This window comes from Sphingopyxis indica, assembly GCF_032879645.1.
Taxonomy (GTDB): Bacteria; Pseudomonadota; Alphaproteobacteria; order Sphingomonadales; family Sphingomonadaceae; genus Sphingopyxis; species Sphingopyxis indica.
Genome location: NZ_CP076394.1, coordinates 2,671,270 through 2,689,255, shown reverse-complemented (window position 1 = coordinate 2,689,255; position 17,986 = coordinate 2,671,270). Strand labels below are relative to the sequence as shown.

Here is a 17,986-nt window from a genome sequence, read left to right as displayed (position 1 = left end):
AAGAGGAGGGGCTTGGAGCCTTACGGCACCAGCAACGTCGATCCCGTCGTCCGCCCCGCCTCCAGATCTTCGTGCGCCCGCGCCGCCTCGCGCAGCGGATAGCGCTGGCCGATCGTCACCTCGACCGCGCCGCTGCCGATCATTTCGAACACCCGCGCCGCGCCCGCCGCGCGCTCGCCGGGGTCGAGATAATAGTCGAACAATGTCGGGCGCGTGACGAACTGCGATCCGTGCTGCGCGAGTATGCCCAGGTTGACGCCGCTTACCGGGCCGCCGGCGTTGCCATAGCTGACGATCAGCCCGCGCCTTGCGGTGGCCTTCAGCGAAACCTCCCACGTCGCCATGCCGATGCCGTCGAAGGTCACCGGCACGCCCTGGCCGTCGGTGATTTCGCGGACATGCGCAGCGACATCCTCCTCCTTGTAGCGGATGACATGGTCGGCGCCGGCTTCGCGCGCGGCATGTTCCTTGGCTTCGGTGCTGACGGTGCCGATCACCGTCGCGCCGACCGCCTTCAGCCACTGGACGAGGATCAGCCCGACCCCGCCCGCGGCGGCATGGACGAGCACCGGCCAGCCCGCCTCGACCTTCGCACAGCGCTCGACGAGCGCCTCGACGGTGCATCCCTTGAGCAGCGCCGCGGCGGCGGTCTCGTCCTCGATGTCGGCGGGGAGCTTGAACAGCGAGGACGCCTTGACGAAGCGCGCGCTCGCATAGGCGCTGCGCTCGGGGCCGAAGGTCGCGACGCGGTCGCCGGGCTCGAGTGCATGGACGCCTTCGCCGACCGACAGGACCTCGCCCGCGGCCTCCATCCCGAGCCCGCCCGGCAGCTCGACGGGATAGGTGCCGTCGCGGTGATAGGTGTCGATATAGTTGAGCCCCACCGCGGTCTGGCGGACGAGCACCTGCCCGGGGCCGGGGGTGCCGAGCGCAACCTCGCGCCATTCGATGACCTCGGGACCGCCCTGCTTTTCGATATATGCCTGGATCGCCTGCATCTGCCGTCTCCTGCCGCCGCCAATCTGGAGCGTGGGGCGGGGCGGTGCAAGGGCGATTGCGGCCTGTATGGGATGTCATTGCGAGGAGCCGAAGGCGACGCGGCAATCCAGAAGCCAGCTTGAACCGCCCTGGATTGCTTCGCTCCGCTCGCAATGACGGTTCAAGCCAATGCTATTCCCTTTACCCCTGCCGGCTCTTCTTTCCCTTGGCATAGGGCTTCGGCTTGAAACCGCCGCCGGGCTTGCCCTGTCCATGGGGTTTGCGCGGGCCGTCGCCGCGCGGGCCGCCCTTGAACGGCCGCTTGTCGCGCCGCGGCGGATAGCTGCTGCCCTCGGGCGCGGGGGTGATGGTGACGCCGCTGTCGTCTTCGCCGCCGTCGCGGCCCGCGGTGCGCTCGACCGCCTCGGCGAAGCGGTCGGCGATGGCGAGCGGGATGTTGAACAGCGTCTCGTTCGGCCCGATGCGGATCGCCCCGATCTCGTTTTTCGTCACATGGCCGCGGCGGCAGAGCAAAGGCAGGATCCAGCGCGGATCGGCATTCTGGCGCCGCCCCACGTCGAGCCGGAACCAGACGCTGTCGTCGAAGCCTTCGCGGCGCGGGGTCCGGTCGGGACGCTCGCCGCGTTCGCCGCGTGCCGGCGGGCCATTGTCGATCAGTTCCTCGGGGGGCGGCATGGTCGCGCGGTGCGCGCGGACGAGGCTCGCGGCGATGTCCTCGGGCGAGCGCTCGGCGAGCAGCCGCTGCGCGAGTTCGAGGTCGTCGGCCTCATGCTCGACGGGCGCGAGCAGCGCTTCGATCAGCCGCTCCTGATCGCGCGCGCGCACATCGGCGGCGGTCGGCGCCGGCATCCATTGCGCTTCGATCTTCGCGCCGCGCAGCATCGCATCGACGCGGCGACGGCGCGGATAGGGGACGATCAGCACCGCCGTCCCTTTTTTCCCCGCGCGCCCGGTGCGGCCCGAGCGGTGCTGGAGCGTTTCGGCATCGCGCGGAATTTCGACATGGACGACGAGGCTCAGACTCGGCAGGTCGATCCCGCGCGCCGCGACGTCGGTTGCCACGCACACGCGGGCGCGGCGATCGCGCAGCGCCTGCAACGCATGGTTGCGCTCGTTCTGGCTATGCTCGCCCGACAGCGCGACCGCCGCGAAGCCGCGGTTGACCAGCCGCGCGTGCAGGCGGCGGACATTATCGCGCGTCGCACAGAACAGCATCGCGGTATCGGCTTCGTGCAGGCGAAGCAGGTTGATCACCGCGCCTTCGATATCGGCGGGTGCGACGGTGACGAGCTGATAGGCGATGTCGCCATGCCCGCGCGTGTCGCCGACGGTCGAAATGCGCAGCGCGTCCTTCTGATAGCGTTTGGCGAGCTGGGCGATCGGCTTGGGAATCGTTGCCGAAAACAACAGGGTGCGGCGCGTTGCGGGGGTCGCGTCGAGGATTTCTTCGAGGTCCTCGCGAAAGCCCATGTCGAGCATCTCGTCGGCCTCGTCGAGCACCGCGACGCGCAGCGCCGCAAGGTCGAGCGCGCCGCGCTCCAGATGGTCGCGCAGACGTCCGGGCGTTCCGACGACGATATGCACGCCCTGATTGAGCGCGCGTCGCTCGCGGCTGGCGTCCATGCCGCCGACGCAGGTCGCGATGCGCGCGCCGGCTTGCGCATAGAGCCAGCCGAGTTCGCGGCTGACCTGCAAGGCCAGCTCGCGCGTCGGCGCGACGATCAGCGCCAGCGGAGCGCTCGCAAAGGGCAGGCGCCCGTCCGCGAGCAGTTCGTCCGCCATCGCGAGACCGAAGGCGACGGTCTTGCCCGACCCGGTCTGCGCCGACACGAGCAGGTCGCGACCGTGCGCCTCGGCCTCGGTGACCTGCGCCTGCACGGGGGTAAGCGCTTCATAGCCGCGCGCGGTGAGGGCGTCCGAAAGGACGGGTGAAAGATGGTCGAAAGTCATTTTGTTCTTCTTTTCCGTGGCGGATTATGCCCGCCAATTTCTGTTCGTCACCCGGACTTGATCCGGGGTCCATAATCCAAAGGGAGAGCATTGGCGCATGGATGCCGGATCAAGTCCGGCATGACGATCGGTTAACCCATTTTCCTAAAGCGCCCGTCCCGCCGCATATCCGCTGGCCCAGGCCCATTGAAAATTATAGCCGCCCAGCCACCCGGTGACGTCCACGGCTTCGCCGACCGCATAGAGGCCTGCGACGCTTTTGGCCATCATTGTTTGCGATGACAGGCCGGCGGTCGAAATGCCGCCCGCGGTGACCTCCGCCTTGGCAAAGCCTTCGGTGCCGTTCGGATGAAAGGTCCAGCGCTTCAGCCGCGTCTCGGCGCCGGCGAGCTTGCGGTCCGCCTGCGCGCCGAGTTCGCCGGGCAGCGCCAGGCGCTCGGCGAGCGTCTGCGCGAGCCGGTCGGGCAGGACGCCGCCGAGCGCGGCGGCAAGTGTCGCGCGCGGCCGCGACCGCTTCGCTTCGACCAGCCAGCCGGGCGCGGCATCGGGCAGGAAGTCGATCGTCACCGGCTCGCCGTGGCGCCAATAGCTGCTCGCCTGCAGGATCGCGGGGCCGGAAAGCCCGCGGTGGGTGAACAGCGCCGCCTCGCGAAACGCCGCCTTGCCCGCGCGCGCCTCGACCGGCGTCGCGACCCCTGACAGCTCACGAAAGAGCACATCCTCACCGCCGAGCGTCAGCGGCACCAGCGCGGGGCGCGGCTCGACGACTTTCAGCCCGAATTGCCGCGCGAGGTCATAGGCGAAGCCGCTCGCGCCCATCTTGGGGATCGACGGCCCGCCGGTTGCGATCACCAGATTGGGCGCGGCGAAGGCGCGATCGCCAAAGGTCACGCGGAACAGGCCATCGCCATGTTCGACGCCGCGCACCGGCGCGCCGCAGCGCACGTCGACCCCGCCCTTCGCCGCTTCGTCGAGCAGCATCGCGACGACCGCCTTCGCCGATCGGTCGCAGAACAGCTGCCCCAGCGTCTTTTCGTGCCACGCGATGCCATAGGCGTCGACGAGCGCGATGAAATCGGCCGGCGTGTAGCGCGCGAGCGCCGATTTGGCGAAATGCGGGTTCGCCGACAGATAGCGCTCGGGAACGGTGTGGATGTTCGTGAAGTTGCAGCGCCCGCCGCCCGAGATCAATATCTTCTTGCCCACCTGCTCGGCATGGTCGAGCAGCAGCACGCGCCGCCCGCGCTGCCCGGCGACGGCCGCGCACATCAACCCGGCCGCGCCGGCACCCAGCACGATGGCGTCGTAGTCGTTCGTCGTCATCGTATCGTCAGTGCAGCTTCGCGATCGACAGGCCGTCCTGCTTGGCGCGCACCTTCACCGATTCCTCGCTGCGGGTCAGCGCCTTGGCGATCGCTTTGAGCGCCATGCCCTTTTTCGCGAGCATGTGCAGCTTCTGCACCTCGGCGGGCGTCCAAGGCTGCTTGTGGCGTTCGAACCGGTCCTTCATGCCTGCACCTTCGCATCGGCCACAGCGGCGAGAATTTCGATCGCATCCTCGCGGCCCTGAAATGCCACCATATCGCCTGCCTCGGCGCGCATCAGCGCGCGGCCGAGCGGCGCGGTGAAGGCGATCAGTCCGGCGGCGGGATCGGCCTCGTCGTGTCCGACGATCGTCGCCGCGCGCTCGGCGCCGTTCAGCGCATAGCGCACCGCGCTGCCGACCCCGACGACGCCGTTTTCCGGCGCGGCCTGCACCTCTGCGGTCGCGTGGCGCGTCGCGACATAGCGCTGGCGGCGCTGTAATTTCTTGCGCGCCTCGACATCGGCTTCGGCGGCGATCGCGGCTTCGAGCGCGGCAAGGTCTTCGCCAAGCAGGCGGAGGCCGCGCGGCGTGACCAGATTCGCACCCGGCGGGATCGGCCATTCGAAGACCGGCTCCATATGCTCGTCATCGCTTTCGCGGCGGAACGCTACGCTCACTATTCTCTCGCTTTCGGGGAGGGGAGCCGCCTTGTGCCAGCCGAAGGTGGCGACAAGATGGCGCGCGTAACCTTTGCCGCCGCGGCGCCGAATGACGGACGATGCCACCCTCATCCTGCCTCTCGCGCTCCGCCGCCGCCCCCGCTAGGGTGCGCGTCCGATGAGCATCGACGAGCCTTCGCTGGCGCGGCTGATGGCGGCGGCGCAGCGCGGCGACCGCGCCGCCTATCGCGCGCTGCTCGCCGATTGCCGCCGCTGGCTGACGCGCTATTTCGCGCGCCGCATCGCGCCGCACGCGGTCGACGATCTGGTGCAGGAAACGCTCGTCTCGCTGCACCGCAAGCGCGCGACATGGGACAGCGGCCGCGCCTTCCTGCCGTGGCTCGCGGCGATCGCGCGCTATCGCTGGATCGACATGCTGCGGCGGCAGAAGGACGAAGCCGAACTCGGCGAAGGCGACGCCGCGGTCGCGGCCGGGGACGAGGCGGTCAACGCGCGGCTCAGCCTCGAACGGCTGCTCGGCCTGCTGCCGGCGGGGCAGGCGCAGGCGATCACACTGGTCAAGATCGAGGGTGCCTCGATCGCCGAGGCGTCGCGGATCACGGGGCAGAGCGAATCGCTCGTCAAGGTGAATATCCATCGCGGGCTCAGGAAGCTCGCGGGGCTGGTGGAAAGCGAATGAGATGAAGAATGCGTCGATCGACGAGCTGATCGAGGGGCTGGCCGACGACCTGGGCCCGGTGCGCCCGCGCCGGATCGCGCGCGGCTGGCTGCTCGTCGGCGCGGGTTGGCTCGCGGCCGCGGTGCTGCTCCTCCGGGCCTTCGGGATGCGCCACGATGTCGCCGCGATGCCCGAAATGTCGATGCTGTGCTTCTGGCTCATCGCCGCGGTCGCGGTCGCGGCGATCGGCAGCGCGCTGCGCATGGGACTGCCCGGCGTCGGGCGCGACTATAGCGGCTGGCGCTGGGCGGGGCTCGCGGCGCTCGCGTTGCCGGTCGCGGCGCTGTTCGTCGCGATGGGCGATGGCCGTGCGGCGGCGCAGGCGATGCATGACGACGGGCGCTGCCTGTTCGTCGGCTTGCTCGCCGGGCTCGGCGTCGGCGGCGCACTCTTTGCGTGGCTGCGCGCGGGGGCACCGACCTCGCCGGCCCGTGCCGGCTGGGTCATCGGGCTCGCCGCGGGCGCGTCGGGCGCGACCGTCACGGCGCTGCATTGCCCGGTCGACAATATCGTCCATATCGCATTGTGGCACGGCGGCGCGGTGCTGATCGCGACGCTGGCCGGCCGCCTCGTGCTGCCGCGATGGCTGCGCTGGTAGGACCGCTTCGCGCTGGACAGATTCCGATTGTGTGTTATCTATCTAACACACAAGGAGATCGACGATGCGAATCTGGACGACAATGGCGATTTTACCGCTGGTGCTGGCGAGCGCGGCCGGTTGCAGCGGCAAGGACAATAGCGGCGCGACGCGCCCCGCCGACATGGGCCCGGCGACGACGAAAGCATATGCGCTCGACGGTTTCACCGGGGTCGAGATGGCGGGCCCCTATGACGTCACCATCCGCCACGGCGATGCCTTCTCGATCCAGGCGAAGGGGCCGCAGGCCGAACTCGATCAGCTCGAAATCGAACGCGACGGCGCGACGCTGTCGATCGGCCGCAAGCGGAGCAGCTGGAGCTTCGGCGATCATGACGAGGTTTCGATCGCCATCACCATGCCCAAGGTCGAAAAGCTGAAGCTCACCGGATCGGGCTCGATCGACGCCGACAGCGTGGAGGGCGATGCGGCCGAGGCGGCGGTCACCGGATCGGGCGACCTCAAGATCGCGAAGCTGACCGCAGCCAGCGCCAAACTCACCATGTCGGGATCGGGCGATCTGGAAGTGTCCGGCGGCAAGATCGGTTCGGGCGACGTCGGCGTCACCGGATCGGGTGACATCGACGCCGGCGGGCTCGTTGCCGATACGCTCGACGTTTCGGTGACCGGCTCGGGCAATGTCGAGGCGCAGGCAATCAGGACGGCCGACGTCCGGGTGCTCGGATCGGGCGACGTCAAGATCGGCGGCGGCGCGAGCTGCTCGACGAGCAAGACCGGTTCGGGCGACATCGTCTGCGGCTGATCGCGCGCTGGCGCAGGCGCGGCAGGCGGGCTAGGACAGGGCATGACCATGCTCCACCGATACGCCGCGCTCGCGGTGGCCTTCGCACTCGGCGCCGCACCCGCTTCGGCGGCCGAGAAGCGCTACGGGCTGACCAGCTTCGAAACGATCGAGGTCGATGCCGATGTCGCGGTGATCGTGACTGCGCGCGCGCCGGTCAGCGCGGTCGCGACGGGATCGCAGGATGCCCTCGACCGGTTGAGCGTCGAATCGCAGGGCGGCAAGCTGGTGATCAAGATGCGCCGATTTGCCGGTGACGACGAGCGCGCGAAGGGCGACCGCTCGGCGACCGTGCGCGTCAACGCCGCCAATCTGCGCGCGGCGATGGTCGCGGGTGCGGGGTCGCTCGAAATCGACACGTTGCGCGGCGACCGCGTCGATATCGGGCTGCACGGACCGGGGCGGCTGGTGGTCGGAAAGATCGACGCCGACCGGCTTTCGGTGGCGATGATCGGCAACGGCACGATGACGCTCGGCGGGGCGGCCAAGCGCGGCGAAATATTGCTGTCGGGCGCGGGCGCGGTCGATGCGGGCGGGCTCGCCATCGACAATCTGACGAGCGACAGCGAAGGCGCGGGCGACCATCGCTTCCGCGCGGTCAAGAGCGCGAACATCACCGCGCGCGGGGCCGGAAAGACCGTCGTGCTCGGCCGGCCGACCTGCACTGTGCGCAACGTCGGCAGCGGCACCGTGGAGTGCGGGATCGAACGCTAGCGGCTGTCCTCTTTCATTGCAGCGTGCGTGCTCCCGCGAAGGCGGGAGCCCATCTCCTGCGGGTGCCATTTTGAACCGGCCGGAGATGGATCCCCGCCTTCGCGGGGACACACGAACTCACTTTGTTCGAAGACAGTCATACCTCTGGTTCAGTGCGCCGCGGTCCCCAATCCATCGACCTTCTTGGACTGTTTCGCGACCAGTCCCGGGAAGAAGCGCGCGAGGCGCGACAGGCGCTTCGCCATCTTGCCGACGGGCACATGCACCTTGTCGCCATGGACCGCGTCCCACGCCGCTTTGGCGACGTCCTCGACGGGCGAAATCTCGAACCCGCTGGCCGCCAGACGGCTCCGCGCGGGCTCGTTGCTGTCGGCGCTGACCTGATCGAGCAGCGGCGTGTCGATGAAGCCCGGCATCAGCGAGCGGACCTTGATGCCATATTTGGCGAATTCGATTTCCAGCGCTTCGGTCAGCCCGCGCACCGCGAATTTGGTCGCCGAATAGACCGCGAGCCCGCCGACGCCATAAAAACCCGACGCCGACCCGGTGTTGAGGATCGCCGAACCCGGCGTCGCGCGCAGCAGCGGCAGCGCCATGTAGATGCCGTTGACCACGCCGCCGAAGTTGATCGCGATCAGCCGGTCGGCGTCGGCAGGCGGCATATCGACGAACTGGCCGCCCGACCCGATCCCCGCGTTGTTGAACAGCACGTCGAGCCGCCCGCCGCTCGCCTTCGCAAATTCGGCGAGCGCCGCCTGCCACTGGTCGCGGTCGCGCACGTCCATGACATGACGCGACGAGGCGCCTTCGGGAAGCAGCGCGGCGGTTTCGTCGATCCCCTGCGCGTTGACGTCGGCGACGCCGACGAACCAGCCCTGGCCCGCGAAATGGCGTGCGGTGGCGCGCCCGATTCCCGATCCGCCACCGGTGATGAAAATCGCCTTGCGCGCCATGCTGCATCCTCCCTTACATTCGTGTCAGCGAGACAAAATGCGATGGCGCGTCAAAGGTCAAGCGGCAATCGCGGCTTGGCAAGGCCCGCGAAGGCTGGCTATCAACGCCGCATGAATCGTCTGCGTTCGCTGCTCGCCGCCCTTGTCGCCATCGTCCTCGCCGCTGCCGCTCCGGCACAGGCGAAGGTCGTCGTCAGCTTTTACAGCCATGACTTCGGTGAGCGCTTTCCGCACGGCTTCGTGACGCTCAAGGGGCGCGTCGATTCGACCGGCCAGATAGTCGATTACAACTATGGCTTCACCGCGCGCTCGGTGACGCCGGCGATCCTGCTCGGCGCGGTGAAGGGTTATGTGCAGAGCAAGGAAGAGAAATATGTGACGAAAAGCGACCGGCAGTTCAGCGTGACCGTCGACGACGCGACCTATGGCCGGCTGCTGACCAAGGTTCGCGAATGGCAGGACCGTGAACAGCCGAGCTATGACCTCGGCACGCGCAACTGCGTTCATTTCCTGATGGAAATGGCGGCGGCCGCGGGGCTGAAGGTCAATCGCAACAGCGAGTATTTTAAAAAGCCCAAGAGCTTCCTCTTGGAGGTCAAGCGACTGAATCCGGGGCTTGAATAAGGTGGGGGACGATGCTGACGATGATGTTGTTGCTGGCGATGCAAGGCGCGCCGGCCCGGGGGGACGAGACCGAAACGGGGCCCGCGCCCGCGACCAACCCCGGAAGTTGGGTCACGAGTTACGATTATCCGGCGAGCGCGATGCGCGAGGAGCGTGAAGGGACGGCGGGGTTCCGGTTGACGATCGGAACCGACGGCCTGCCCACCCGCTGCGAAATCACCGCGCCGAGCGGCCATGCCGACCTCGACGCCGAAACCTGCCGATTGATTATGGAACGTGCGCGCTTCACGCCGGGGCGCAACGCGCGCGGCGAAGCGGTCGGCGGAACCTATAGCAACCGGATACGTTGGCAGATTCCCGAAGGAAGCGATCATGCGGTGGAGGTCGCGGGCTTCGGACTCGATACGGTACAGGAAAGCTGGCCGCGCGGCGCGATTCCCGACGACGCCTTCACGCGGATCGATCCCGCCGCTCATTATCCACCGGCCGCGCTCGCCGCGCGCGAGCAAGGCACCGTCCATATGGAGTTAGCCGTCGATAGCGCCGGACGGGTTTCAGCGTGCAAGGTCAATGAGAGCAGCCTGTCGGCAGCGCTCGACGACGCGGCGTGCGCGCTGATGCACAGCGAAGGCAAATTCTCCCCAGCTCTCGACAGCGACGGCAAGCCGACCAAGGGCGTCCTTGCGGCGAAATTCCGCTGGGCGCTGCCGGATCAGGTGCGCGAAGGCGGCGAAGGCGTATCAGTGGCGCCCGACCCTGACTTTCCGATGGGCGAACCAGGCAGCGCGACGATGACCGTGCTGGTCGGCGCCGACGGCCGTGTTCAGGATTGCCGCTTTTCGAACACGGGCAAGTTCGGAGCCGCGCCGAACGGCATGACGCCGTGCGACATGTTCGGGCGGCAGACGCGCTATACGCCCTTCACCGACGCGGACGGCAGGCCAGTCGCAAAACGCGTGATCCTGCGCAGCGACCTGACAATCGAGGATGCGCCCGCCGCGATCCAGTAGCTGGAGCGCTGGACGTGGCGCCGCTTTCATCCTATATTCAGCGTCCAGCGGACACTAAGCCGTTCGCTGGAACGAAAGAGGGGCCTTACTTGCGTTTATTCCTGACCCTGCTCGCGCTGCTGACCGGCCTTGCCGGCGCGGATCGCGCGCAGGCGGCGCCGGTTACGCCGGCGGCGATGGGGACGCTCGTTATGCTCGCCGAAAGCGCCGCGCAGTCGGACAATGCCGACAAGGCGCGCCGGCCGGCCGATCCGCCGCCCTCGCGCCGCGCCTCATGCGGTTGCCGCAAGCCGGTGCCTCCGGCGCCACCCTATCTGCCGGGCATCCTCGGCCGGTCGGACCGCGCCCTCGAATAGCTCTTTCGGCCGGGCGATCCTCGCCTGACCGTCTCTTCGCGGCTGCATCGCGTGCGGCCGGGCAGCCCGTCGCGTTGCCGCCTTCAGCATAGAAAAATCAAGGAAACCAGTATGTTCGGCAGCATTGCCAAAAGCCTTTTCGGCTCGTCCAACGACCGCTACGTCAATTCGATCCGCAAGATCGTCGACAGGATCAACGCTTTCGAGCCGCAGATGGAAGCGTTCGACGACGCGGCGCTGCAGGCGCAGACGCCGAAATTCCGCGAGCGGCTCGCCGCGGGCGAAACACTCGACGACCTGTTGCCCGAAGCCTTTGCGACGGTGCGCGAGGCGGCGCGGCGCACGCTCGGCATGCGCCATTTCGACGTGCAGATGATCGGCGGCATCGTCCTCCACCGCGGCGAAATCGCCGAAATGGCGACGGGTGAGGGCAAGACGCTGATGGCGACGCTCCCTGTCTATCTGAATGCGCTCGAAGGGAAGGGCGTTCACGTTGTCACGGTGAACGACTATCTCGCCCGCCGCGACGCCGAATGGATGGGCGAGGTGTACAGCTTCCTTGGCCTCACCACCGGGGTGATCGTCCCCAACCTCAACGAGATGCAGCGGCGCGAGGCGTATAACAGCGACATCACCTATGCGACGAACAACGAGCTGGGCTTTGATTATCTGCGCGACAATATGAAGTTCGAGCGGTCGCAGATGGTGCACCGCCCGTTCAACTTCGGCATCGTCGACGAAGTCGATTCGATCCTGATCGACGAAGCGCGCACGCCGCTGATCATCTCCGGACCGACCGACGACAAGTCCGAACTCTACATTCGCGTCAACGAGGTGGTGCACCAGCTCGGCGAAGAGGATTATGAAAAGGACGAGAAGGCGAAGTCGATCAGCCTGACCGAAGAGGGTACCGAGCATGTCGAGCGGCTGCTCGAGGCCGCGGGGCTGCTCCAGGGCAGCAACCTCTATGACATCGAGAACACGCAGGTCGTCCATCACGTCAACCAGGCGCTGAAGGCGATCGTGATGTTCCGCCGCGACACCGACTATATCGTCAAGGACGACAAGGTCGTGATCATCGACGAATTCACCGGCCGCATGATGGACGGGCGGCGCTGGTCCGACGGTCTGCACCAGGCGGTCGAGGCCAAGGAAGGCGTCAAGATCGAGCCCGAGAACCAGACGCTCGCGTCGATCACCTTCCAGAATTATTTTCGCATGTATCCCAAACTTTCGGGCATGACCGGCACCGCGGCGACCGAGGCGGCGGAATTTTTCGAAATCTACAAGATGAACGTCGTCACCATCCCGACCAACCGTCCGATCGCGCGGATCGACGAGGAGGACGAGTTCTACAAGAATATCACCGACAAGTTCGGTGCGATCGCGCGCACGATCCGCGAGGCGAACGAGCGCGGCCAGCCGGTGCTCGTCGGCACCGTTTCGATCGAGAAGTCGGAGCTGCTCTCCTCCTATCTCGAAAAGGAAGGCGTGCCGCACAGCGTTCTGAACGCCCGTTTCCACGAGAGCGAGGCGCATATCGTCGCGCAGGCCGGCCGCTCGGGCGCGGTGACGATCGCGACCAACATGGCGGGGCGCGGCACCGACATCAAACTGGGCGGCAGCGAGGAATTCCGCATCGAGGACGAGCTTCGCGACATGCCCGAAGGCCCCGAGCGCGACGCCGCGATTGCGCGCATCCGCGCCGAAGTCGCCGCCGAACGCGAGGCGGTGAAGGCCGCGGGCGGGCTGTTCGTACTCGCGACCGAACGCCACGAAAGCCGCCGCATCGACAATCAGCTGCGCGGCCGTTCGGGGCGCCAGGGCGACCCCGGCCTGTCGAAATTCTACCTCTGCCTCGACGACGACCTCTTGCGCATCTTCGGTCCCGACACGCTGTTCGCCAAGATGATGAACAAGAATCTCGAGGATGGCGAGGCGATCGGATCGAAGTGGCTGTCGAAGGCGATCGAGACCGCGCAGAAGAAGGTCGAGGCGCGCAACTATGACATCCGCAAACAGGTCGTCGAATATGACGATGTGATGAACGACCAGCGCAAGGTCATCTATGACCAGCGCGGCGAGATCATCGACAGCGAGACGGTCGACGAAGCGATGCTCGGTATGCGTGCCGAGACGGTCAATGCGATCGTCGCCGACGCCTGCCCGCCGGGAAGCTATCCCGAACAGTGGGACATCGAGGGGATGAAGGCGCGCGTCGCCGACATTCTCCAGCTCGATCCGCCGATCGACGACTGGATGCAGGAAGATGCGGTCGATCCCGAAATCTTCGAGGAGCGCATCCAGGCGCTCGCCGATGCGGCCGCTGCCGAAAAGGCGGCGCAGGTCGATCCCGAAACCTGGCGCGGCATCGAAAAGTCGATCCTCCTCCAGACGCTCGACCATCATTGGAAAGAACATCTCTCGACGCTCGACGCGCTGCGTCAGGTCGTCTTCCTGCGCGCCTATGCGCAGAAGCAGCCGATCAACGAATATAAGGCCGAGGCGTTCGCGCTGTTCGAACGCATGTTGCAGAATATCCGGGAGGATGTGACGCGCACCGTCGCGCGGATCGATTTCCAGTTCCAGGAACCCGAACCGATGCCGCTCCCCGAGCTGCCCGACTTTCTGACGACGCACATCGACCCCTTTACCGGCGAGGACAATAGCGCCGACATCGACGGCGGCGCGCTGGGCGTTATCGCCGACACGCTGCCCCCGATGCAGGTGCCGAAGCCGTCGGCGCGCGGCGAAAATCCCTATGCGGGAATGGACATCAGCCGCAACGCGCCCTGCCCGTGCGGGTCGGGCCGCAAATACAAGCATTGCCACGGCGCGATGTAGTCGCGCGTCGCCCCCGCGAAGGCGGGGGCCGTTGGCCACCTTTTCCTGCCCCGCCGTGTAAACCGCCAGCGGCCCCCGCCGTCGCGGGGGCGACGAACACACTCGCTTGCCAAGGCAAGCGGCGCCGATTAGCATCCCTTCCATAAGCTTGGCGGCCACGAAGCCGGCGGGCGCGCAGCAGCAGGGACATCGGCGCCGTGCCTCTTGCACGGCGATGGACGGCATGTCTGCGTGGAAAGGGTCGGAGTATCAGCTTCTTCGACGAAATGACGGATGAAGGCGGCGGCGTCCGGCCGTCCTATCGCGACTATTTCGACTGGTTCGACCGCGAGGATGCGCATCGCATCCACCGCAAGGCGCAGCAGGCCGAGGCTTTTTTTCGCACGATCGGCATCACCTTCAACGTCTATGGCGACGCCGACGCCGACGAGCGGCTGATCCCGTTCGACGTCGTGCCGCGGATCATCGCGGCGCGCGAATGGCGGCGGCTGTCGCGCGGGATCGAGCAGCGCGTGCGCGCGCTCAACGCCTTCCTCCACGACATCTATCACCGGCAGGAAATCCTGCGCGCGGGCCGCGTGCCGGTCGATCTGATCGCGCGCAATGACGCCTTTCTGCCGATGATGATGGGGATGGACCCGCCCGGCGGCATCTATACGCATATCAGCGGCATCGACATCGTCCGCACCGGCCCCGACGAATTCTATGTGCTCGAGGACAATGCCCGCACACCCTCGGGCGTTTCCTATATGCTCGAAAATCGCGAAACGATGCTCCAGATGTTTCCCGAGCTGTTCGCGAAGGTCGCGGTGCGCGAGGTCGGCGACTATCCGATCAACCTTTTGAAATCGCTGTCGGCCTGCGCGCCTCCGATGTGCGGGGGGACGCCCACCGTGGCGGTGCTCACCCCGGGCATCCACAACAGCGCCTATTTCGAGCACAGCTTCCTCGCCGACCAGATGGGCGCCGAACTGGTCGAAGGGCATGATCTGCGCGTCGTCGACGGGCGCATCGCGATGCGCACGACGCAGGGGTATAGGGCGATCGACGTCCTCTATCGCCGCGTCGACGATGATTTCCTCGATCCACTGAACTTTCGGCCCGACTCGCTGCTCGGGGTGCCCGGGATCTGGGATGTCTATCGCGCCGGCGGCATCACCATTGCCAATGCGCCGGGCACCGGCATCGCCGACGACAAGGCGCTCTATAGCTATATGCCCGACATCATCGAATTTTATACGGGCGAAAAGGCACTGTTGCCCAATGTGCCGACGTGGCGCTGCTCCGAAGAGGAGCATTGCCGCGAAGTGCTCGACCGCCTGCCCGAGCTGGTGGTGAAAGAGGTTCACGGGTCGGGCGGCTACGGTATGCTCGTCGGCCCCGCGGCGAGCAAGCGCGAGATCGCGGCGTTTCGCAAGAAGCTGGAGGCGAACCCCGCCAATTATATCGCCCAGCCGACGCTCTCGCTGTCGACCGTGCCGATCTTCACCAAGGCCGGCCTTGCCCCGCGTCACGTCGACCTGCGGCCCTTCGTCCTGATGTCGCCCCAGGGGCTGACGATCACGCCGGGCGGGCTGACGCGCGTCGCGATGAAGCGGGGCTCGCTGGTGGTCAATTCGAGCCAGGGCGGCGGGACCAAGGATACGTGGGTGCTGGAGGATTGATGGCGGCGAGTGTCGATCTTCTTCGTCATTGCGAGCGAAGCGAAGCAATCCAGGGCGGTTTGCGCTCGCTCTGGATTGCCGCGTCGTCTTCGGCTCCTCGCAATGACGATGCTTTCGAGGGCGTCGTCCCATGCTAGGCAAGACCGCCGGAGCCCTGTTCTGGATGGCGCGCTATCTTGAGCGTAGCGAGAATAATGCGCGACTGATCGACGCCGGTTTCCGCATCGCGCTGACGCGCTGGCAGACCGCGCCGTCCGAATGGAAGTCGATCCTCGGCACCGCAGGCGTCGATCAGGCCTTCATGGCGGCGCACGACGATTATAGCTCGGCACGCGTCGTCGATTTTCTGCTTCGCGATCCGGCCAATCCGTCGAGTATCGTGTCGCTCCTGAAACGCGCGCGCGACAATGCGCGCACCGCGCGGACGGCGCTGACGCGCGAGGTGTGGGAAGCGGTGAACACGAGCTGGATGACGCTCACCGGCCTGCTCAGGCGGCAGGTGCGCGAGGACGACCTGCCCGACGTGCTCGCGGCGATCCGGCAGCAGAATGCGCAGGTGCGCGGCGTGCTTGCGGGGACGATGCTGCGCGACGACGGCTATAATTTCGCGCGGCTCGGCACCTTCCTGGAGCGCGCCGACAACACCGCGCGCATCCTCGACGTCAAATATTATCTGCTGCTCCCCTCGGTTGCGCATATCGGCAGCTCGATCGACAATGTGCAGTGGGAGACGATCCTGCGCTCGGTGTCGGCGCACCGCGCCTATCGCTGGCTTTACGGGGCGGAAATCAGCGCGCTCAAGATCGCCGAATTTCTGATCCTCTATCGCCAGATGCCGCGCAGCCTCGCCTTCTGCTGCGACAAGATGCAGGATAATCTCGACTGGCTGCAGCGCGGCTATGGGGAAGAAACCGAGGCAGGGCGGATGGCGCGCACGATCTGCCGCGACAAGCTGTCGGCGCCGATCCAGTCGATCTTCGACGGCGGCCTGCACGAATATCTGCGCGGCTTTCTGACGGCCAACGCCATGCTCGCGCAACAGATCGAGCGCGATTACCGGTTCGTGGAATGACGATGAAGCTGCTGGTCGACCATATCACCCATTATCAATATGATGCCCCGGTCGGCTATGCATTGCAGCAGGTGCGGCTGACACCCAAGGACCGTCCGGGACAGCAGAGCGTCCACGGCTGGACGATCGAGGTCGAGGGCGGCGAGAAGCAGCTTCACTATACCGACCATCATGGCAATGGCGTCGACCTGATCGCGGTGGGCAGCGGCGCGCGCGAACTCGTTGTCCGCTGCCGCGGCGAGGTCGAACTGCACACATGGGACGGCGTGATCGGCGCGCACCGCGGCGCAATGCCGCTGTGGAGTTTCCTTCAGCCGACCGCGCTGACACGCGCGGGGCGGCATGTGCGCTCGCTGACCGCGGCGCTGGGGCGCGACTTCGCTTCGGATATCGAACAGGCACATGCGCTGTCGGCGCTGATCCTCGATCGGCTCGCATACAAGGTCGGCGTGACCGACGCCGAAACGAGCGCCGAACAGGCACTGGGCGGCGAGGGCGGGGTGTGCCAGGACCACACCCATATCTTCATCGCCGCGATGCGCCATCTTGGCCATCCGGCGCGCTATGTCTCGGGCTATCTGCGCATGGACGACCGCACCGAACAGGATGCGACCCACGCCTGGGCAGAGGCGCATTTCGACCACATCGGCTGGGTTGGCTTCGACATCAGTAACGGACATTCGCCCGACCAGCGCTATATTCGCGTGGCGACGGGACTCGATTATCGCGACGCCGCCCCGGTTCGCGGGATGCGCTATGGTGCGGCGCAGGAAAATCTGGTTGTCCAATTGCAGGTCCAGCAATAATCGGGTTTGGACAGCGGGGCGGACGGGATTCGATGACCTATTGCGTAGGTATGCGGCTCAACAAGGGGCTGGTGTTCATGTCGGACACCCGTACCAACGCCGGCGTCGACGATATTTCGCAGGTCCGCAAGATGCGCAGCTGGCATGTGCCCGGGGAGCGTGTCATCACCTTGATGTCGGCGGGCAATCTGGCGACGACGCAGGCGGTGGTCAGTCTGATCGACGAGCGCACCAAGGCGCCCGAAGAACGCCATCCTTCGATCCTCGAAGCACCGTCGATGTTCCAGATCGCAACGACGATCGGCGAAGTGCTGCGCGGCATCGTGATGCGCCACAATGACGAGGGGCCGGTCGCCGAATCGATCTTTCGCGCCTCGCTGATCGTCGGCGGGCAGATCAAGGGGCAGGAACCGCGGCTCTTCCTGATCTATCCCGAAGGCAATTTCATCGAGGCGGGCGAGGACAATCCCTTTTTCCAGATCGGCGAAACCAAATATGGCCGCCCGATCATCGTGCGCAGTTACGACCCCGCCATGTCGTTCGAGGATGCGGTGAAGCTGCTCTGCGTCTCGTTCGATTCGACGATCCGCGCCAATGCCGGGGTCGATCTGCCGATCGATCTGAAGATCCACGAACGCGACGATTTCACCACCGTGCGCGAGCGCCGCTTCGAGCGCGACGATCCCTATTTCCGCCGCGTGTCGGAGGGGTGGGCCGAGGCGCTGGGGATCGCGCTCGCCGAACTGCCAGACTTTCATTTTTAGAGCGCAACGCCGCTCCGATGGAAGCGTGTGTCCCCGCGAAGGCGGGGACCCATCTCCAACCGGTTCATCGTGGCGCCGTTCGGAGAT

18 protein-coding genes are annotated in these 17,986 nt (G+C 66.5%); 12 read left to right on the top strand and 6 right to left on the bottom strand.

Annotation, left to right across the window (positions count from 1 at the left end; translation table 11 throughout):
• Positions 1-20: 20 nt before the first annotated feature.
• From KNJ79_RS12735 to KNJ79_RS12715, 5 genes are all read right to left on the bottom strand, one after another.
• Positions 21-998: a quinone oxidoreductase family protein gene (locus KNJ79_RS12735; RefSeq protein ID WP_317151339.1), complete on the bottom strand. Its 978-nt coding sequence runs from the start codon at positions 996-998 to the stop codon at positions 21-23.
• Positions 999-1,179: 181 nt separating this feature from the next.
• Positions 1,180-2,949 (bottom strand): DEAD/DEAH box helicase, encoded by a 1,770-nt coding sequence (locus KNJ79_RS12730; protein WP_317151338.1) that lies wholly within the window; start codon positions 2,947-2,949, stop codon positions 1,180-1,182.
• A gap of 144 nt (positions 2,950-3,093) precedes the next feature.
• Positions 3,094-4,272 (bottom strand): BaiN/RdsA family NAD(P)/FAD-dependent oxidoreductase, encoded by a 1,179-nt coding sequence (locus KNJ79_RS12725; protein ID WP_317151337.1) that lies wholly within the window; start codon positions 4,270-4,272, stop codon positions 3,094-3,096.
• A 7-nt stretch (positions 4,273-4,279) separates the two neighbouring features.
• Complete coding sequence (locus KNJ79_RS12720; protein ID WP_089216381.1) at positions 4,280-4,459, bottom strand: hypothetical protein; 180 nt, start codon at positions 4,457-4,459, stop codon at positions 4,280-4,282.
• Positions 4,456-4,932 (bottom strand): GreA/GreB family elongation factor, encoded by a 477-nt coding sequence (locus KNJ79_RS12715; protein ID WP_317151336.1) that lies wholly within the window; start codon positions 4,930-4,932, stop codon positions 4,456-4,458. Before KNJ79_RS12715 ends, KNJ79_RS12720 begins: the two co-directional genes overlap by 4 nt.
• Positions 4,933-5,092: 160 nt before the next feature.
• Here KNJ79_RS12715 and KNJ79_RS12710 point away from each other — a divergent pair, with 160 nt between their 5' ends.
• From KNJ79_RS12710 to KNJ79_RS12695, 4 genes are all read left to right on the top strand, one after another.
• Complete coding sequence (locus KNJ79_RS12710) at positions 5,093-5,614, top strand: sigma-70 family RNA polymerase sigma factor (RefSeq protein WP_089216382.1); 522 nt, start codon at positions 5,093-5,095, stop codon at positions 5,612-5,614.
• 1 nt (position 5,615) lies between these two features.
• Entirely contained in the window at positions 5,616-6,251 is a 636-nt protein-coding gene (locus KNJ79_RS12705; protein WP_317151335.1) for a DUF1109 domain-containing protein, read from the top strand.
• A gap of 64 nt (positions 6,252-6,315) precedes the next feature.
• Positions 6,316-7,053 (top strand): head GIN domain-containing protein, encoded by a 738-nt coding sequence (locus KNJ79_RS12700; protein WP_317151334.1) that lies wholly within the window; start codon positions 6,316-6,318, stop codon positions 7,051-7,053.
• A gap of 42 nt (positions 7,054-7,095) precedes the next feature.
• Positions 7,096-7,806: a head GIN domain-containing protein gene (locus KNJ79_RS12695; RefSeq protein WP_317151333.1), complete on the top strand. Its 711-nt coding sequence runs from the start codon at positions 7,096-7,098 to the stop codon at positions 7,804-7,806.
• A gap of 149 nt (positions 7,807-7,955) precedes the next feature.
• On the opposite strand, the gene KNJ79_RS12690 is transcribed toward KNJ79_RS12695, so the two are convergent.
• The gene (locus KNJ79_RS12690) at positions 7,956-8,759 is read right to left on the bottom strand and encodes an SDR family oxidoreductase (protein ID WP_317151332.1); all 804 of its coding nucleotides are present in this window, start codon (positions 8,757-8,759) and stop codon (positions 7,956-7,958) included.
• 111 nt (positions 8,760-8,870) lie between these two features.
• On the opposite strand from KNJ79_RS12690, the gene KNJ79_RS12685 reads away from it, so the two are divergent.
• The 8 genes from KNJ79_RS12685 to KNJ79_RS12650 all read left to right on the top strand — a co-directional run bounded on the left by KNJ79_RS12685 (position 8,871) and on the right by KNJ79_RS12650 (position 17,899).
• On the top strand, positions 8,871-9,383 hold the full coding sequence (locus KNJ79_RS12685) for a hypothetical protein (protein ID WP_317151331.1): 513 nt from the start codon (positions 8,871-8,873) through the stop codon (positions 9,381-9,383).
• 11 nt (positions 9,384-9,394) lie between these two features.
• Positions 9,395-10,393, top strand: coding sequence for a TonB family protein (locus tag KNJ79_RS12680; RefSeq protein WP_170935549.1), 999 nt, complete (start codon positions 9,395-9,397; stop codon positions 10,391-10,393).
• Positions 10,394-10,482: 89 nt separating this feature from the next.
• Positions 10,483-10,749, top strand: coding sequence for a hypothetical protein (locus KNJ79_RS12675; protein ID WP_089216388.1), 267 nt, complete (start codon positions 10,483-10,485; stop codon positions 10,747-10,749).
• 111 nt (positions 10,750-10,860) lie between these two features.
• On the top strand, positions 10,861-13,593 hold the full coding sequence (gene secA / locus KNJ79_RS12670) for a preprotein translocase subunit SecA (protein WP_317151330.1): 2,733 nt from the start codon (positions 10,861-10,863) through the stop codon (positions 13,591-13,593).
• A 266-nt stretch (positions 13,594-13,859) separates the two neighbouring features.
• Positions 13,860-15,257, top strand: coding sequence for a circularly permuted type 2 ATP-grasp protein (locus KNJ79_RS12665; protein ID WP_317151329.1), 1,398 nt, complete (start codon positions 13,860-13,862; stop codon positions 15,255-15,257).
• 130 nt (positions 15,258-15,387) lie between these two features.
• Positions 15,388-16,329, top strand: a complete 942-nt coding sequence (locus KNJ79_RS12660) for an alpha-E domain-containing protein (protein ID WP_089216391.1) — start codon at positions 15,388-15,390, stop codon at positions 16,327-16,329.
• A gap of 2 nt (positions 16,330-16,331) precedes the next feature.
• The gene (locus KNJ79_RS12655; RefSeq protein ID WP_317153919.1) at positions 16,332-17,135 is read left to right on the top strand and encodes a transglutaminase family protein; all 804 of its coding nucleotides are present in this window, start codon (positions 16,332-16,334) and stop codon (positions 17,133-17,135) included.
• Between the two features lie 32 nt (positions 17,136-17,167).
• Positions 17,168-17,899: a peptidase gene (locus KNJ79_RS12650; RefSeq protein ID WP_317151328.1), complete on the top strand. Its 732-nt coding sequence runs from the start codon at positions 17,168-17,170 to the stop codon at positions 17,897-17,899.
• Positions 17,900-17,986 lie beyond the last annotated feature (87 nt).

Excerpts from the sequence above, each read along its gene's own strand:
- KNJ79_RS12735 (WP_317151339.1), bottom strand. The coding sequence starts at position 998 with ATGCAGGCGATCCAGGCATATATCGAAAAGCAGGGCGGTCCCGAGGTC.
- KNJ79_RS12730 (WP_317151338.1), bottom strand. The coding sequence starts at position 2,949 with ATGACTTTCGACCATCTTTCACCCGTCCTTTCGGACGCCCTCACCGCG.
- KNJ79_RS12725 (WP_317151337.1), bottom strand. The coding sequence starts at position 4,272 with ATGACGACGAACGACTACGACGCCATCGTGCTGGGTGCCGGCGCGGCC.
- KNJ79_RS12720 (WP_089216381.1), bottom strand. The coding sequence starts at position 4,459 with ATGAAGGACCGGTTCGAACGCCACAAGCAGCCTTGGACGCCCGCCGAG.
- KNJ79_RS12710 (WP_089216382.1), top strand. The coding sequence starts at position 5,093 with ATGAGCATCGACGAGCCTTCGCTGGCGCGGCTGATGGCGGCGGCGCAG.
- KNJ79_RS12705 (WP_317151335.1), top strand. The coding sequence starts at position 5,616 with ATGAAGAATGCGTCGATCGACGAGCTGATCGAGGGGCTGGCCGACGAC.
- KNJ79_RS12700 (WP_317151334.1), top strand. The coding sequence starts at position 6,316 with ATGCGAATCTGGACGACAATGGCGATTTTACCGCTGGTGCTGGCGAGC.
- KNJ79_RS12695 (WP_317151333.1), top strand. The coding sequence starts at position 7,096 with ATGACCATGCTCCACCGATACGCCGCGCTCGCGGTGGCCTTCGCACTC.
- KNJ79_RS12690 (WP_317151332.1), bottom strand. The coding sequence starts at position 8,759 with ATGGCGCGCAAGGCGATTTTCATCACCGGTGGCGGATCGGGAATCGGG.
- KNJ79_RS12685 (WP_317151331.1), top strand. The coding sequence starts at position 8,871 with ATGAATCGTCTGCGTTCGCTGCTCGCCGCCCTTGTCGCCATCGTCCTC.
- KNJ79_RS12680 (WP_170935549.1), top strand. The coding sequence starts at position 9,395 with ATGCTGACGATGATGTTGTTGCTGGCGATGCAAGGCGCGCCGGCCCGG.
- secA (WP_317151330.1), top strand. The coding sequence starts at position 10,861 with ATGTTCGGCAGCATTGCCAAAAGCCTTTTCGGCTCGTCCAACGACCGC.
- KNJ79_RS12665 (WP_317151329.1), top strand. The coding sequence starts at position 13,860 with ATGACGGATGAAGGCGGCGGCGTCCGGCCGTCCTATCGCGACTATTTC.
- KNJ79_RS12660 (WP_089216391.1), top strand. The coding sequence starts at position 15,388 with ATGCTAGGCAAGACCGCCGGAGCCCTGTTCTGGATGGCGCGCTATCTT.
- KNJ79_RS12655 (WP_317153919.1), top strand. The coding sequence starts at position 16,332 with ATGAAGCTGCTGGTCGACCATATCACCCATTATCAATATGATGCCCCG.
- KNJ79_RS12650 (WP_317151328.1), top strand. The coding sequence starts at position 17,168 with ATGACCTATTGCGTAGGTATGCGGCTCAACAAGGGGCTGGTGTTCATG.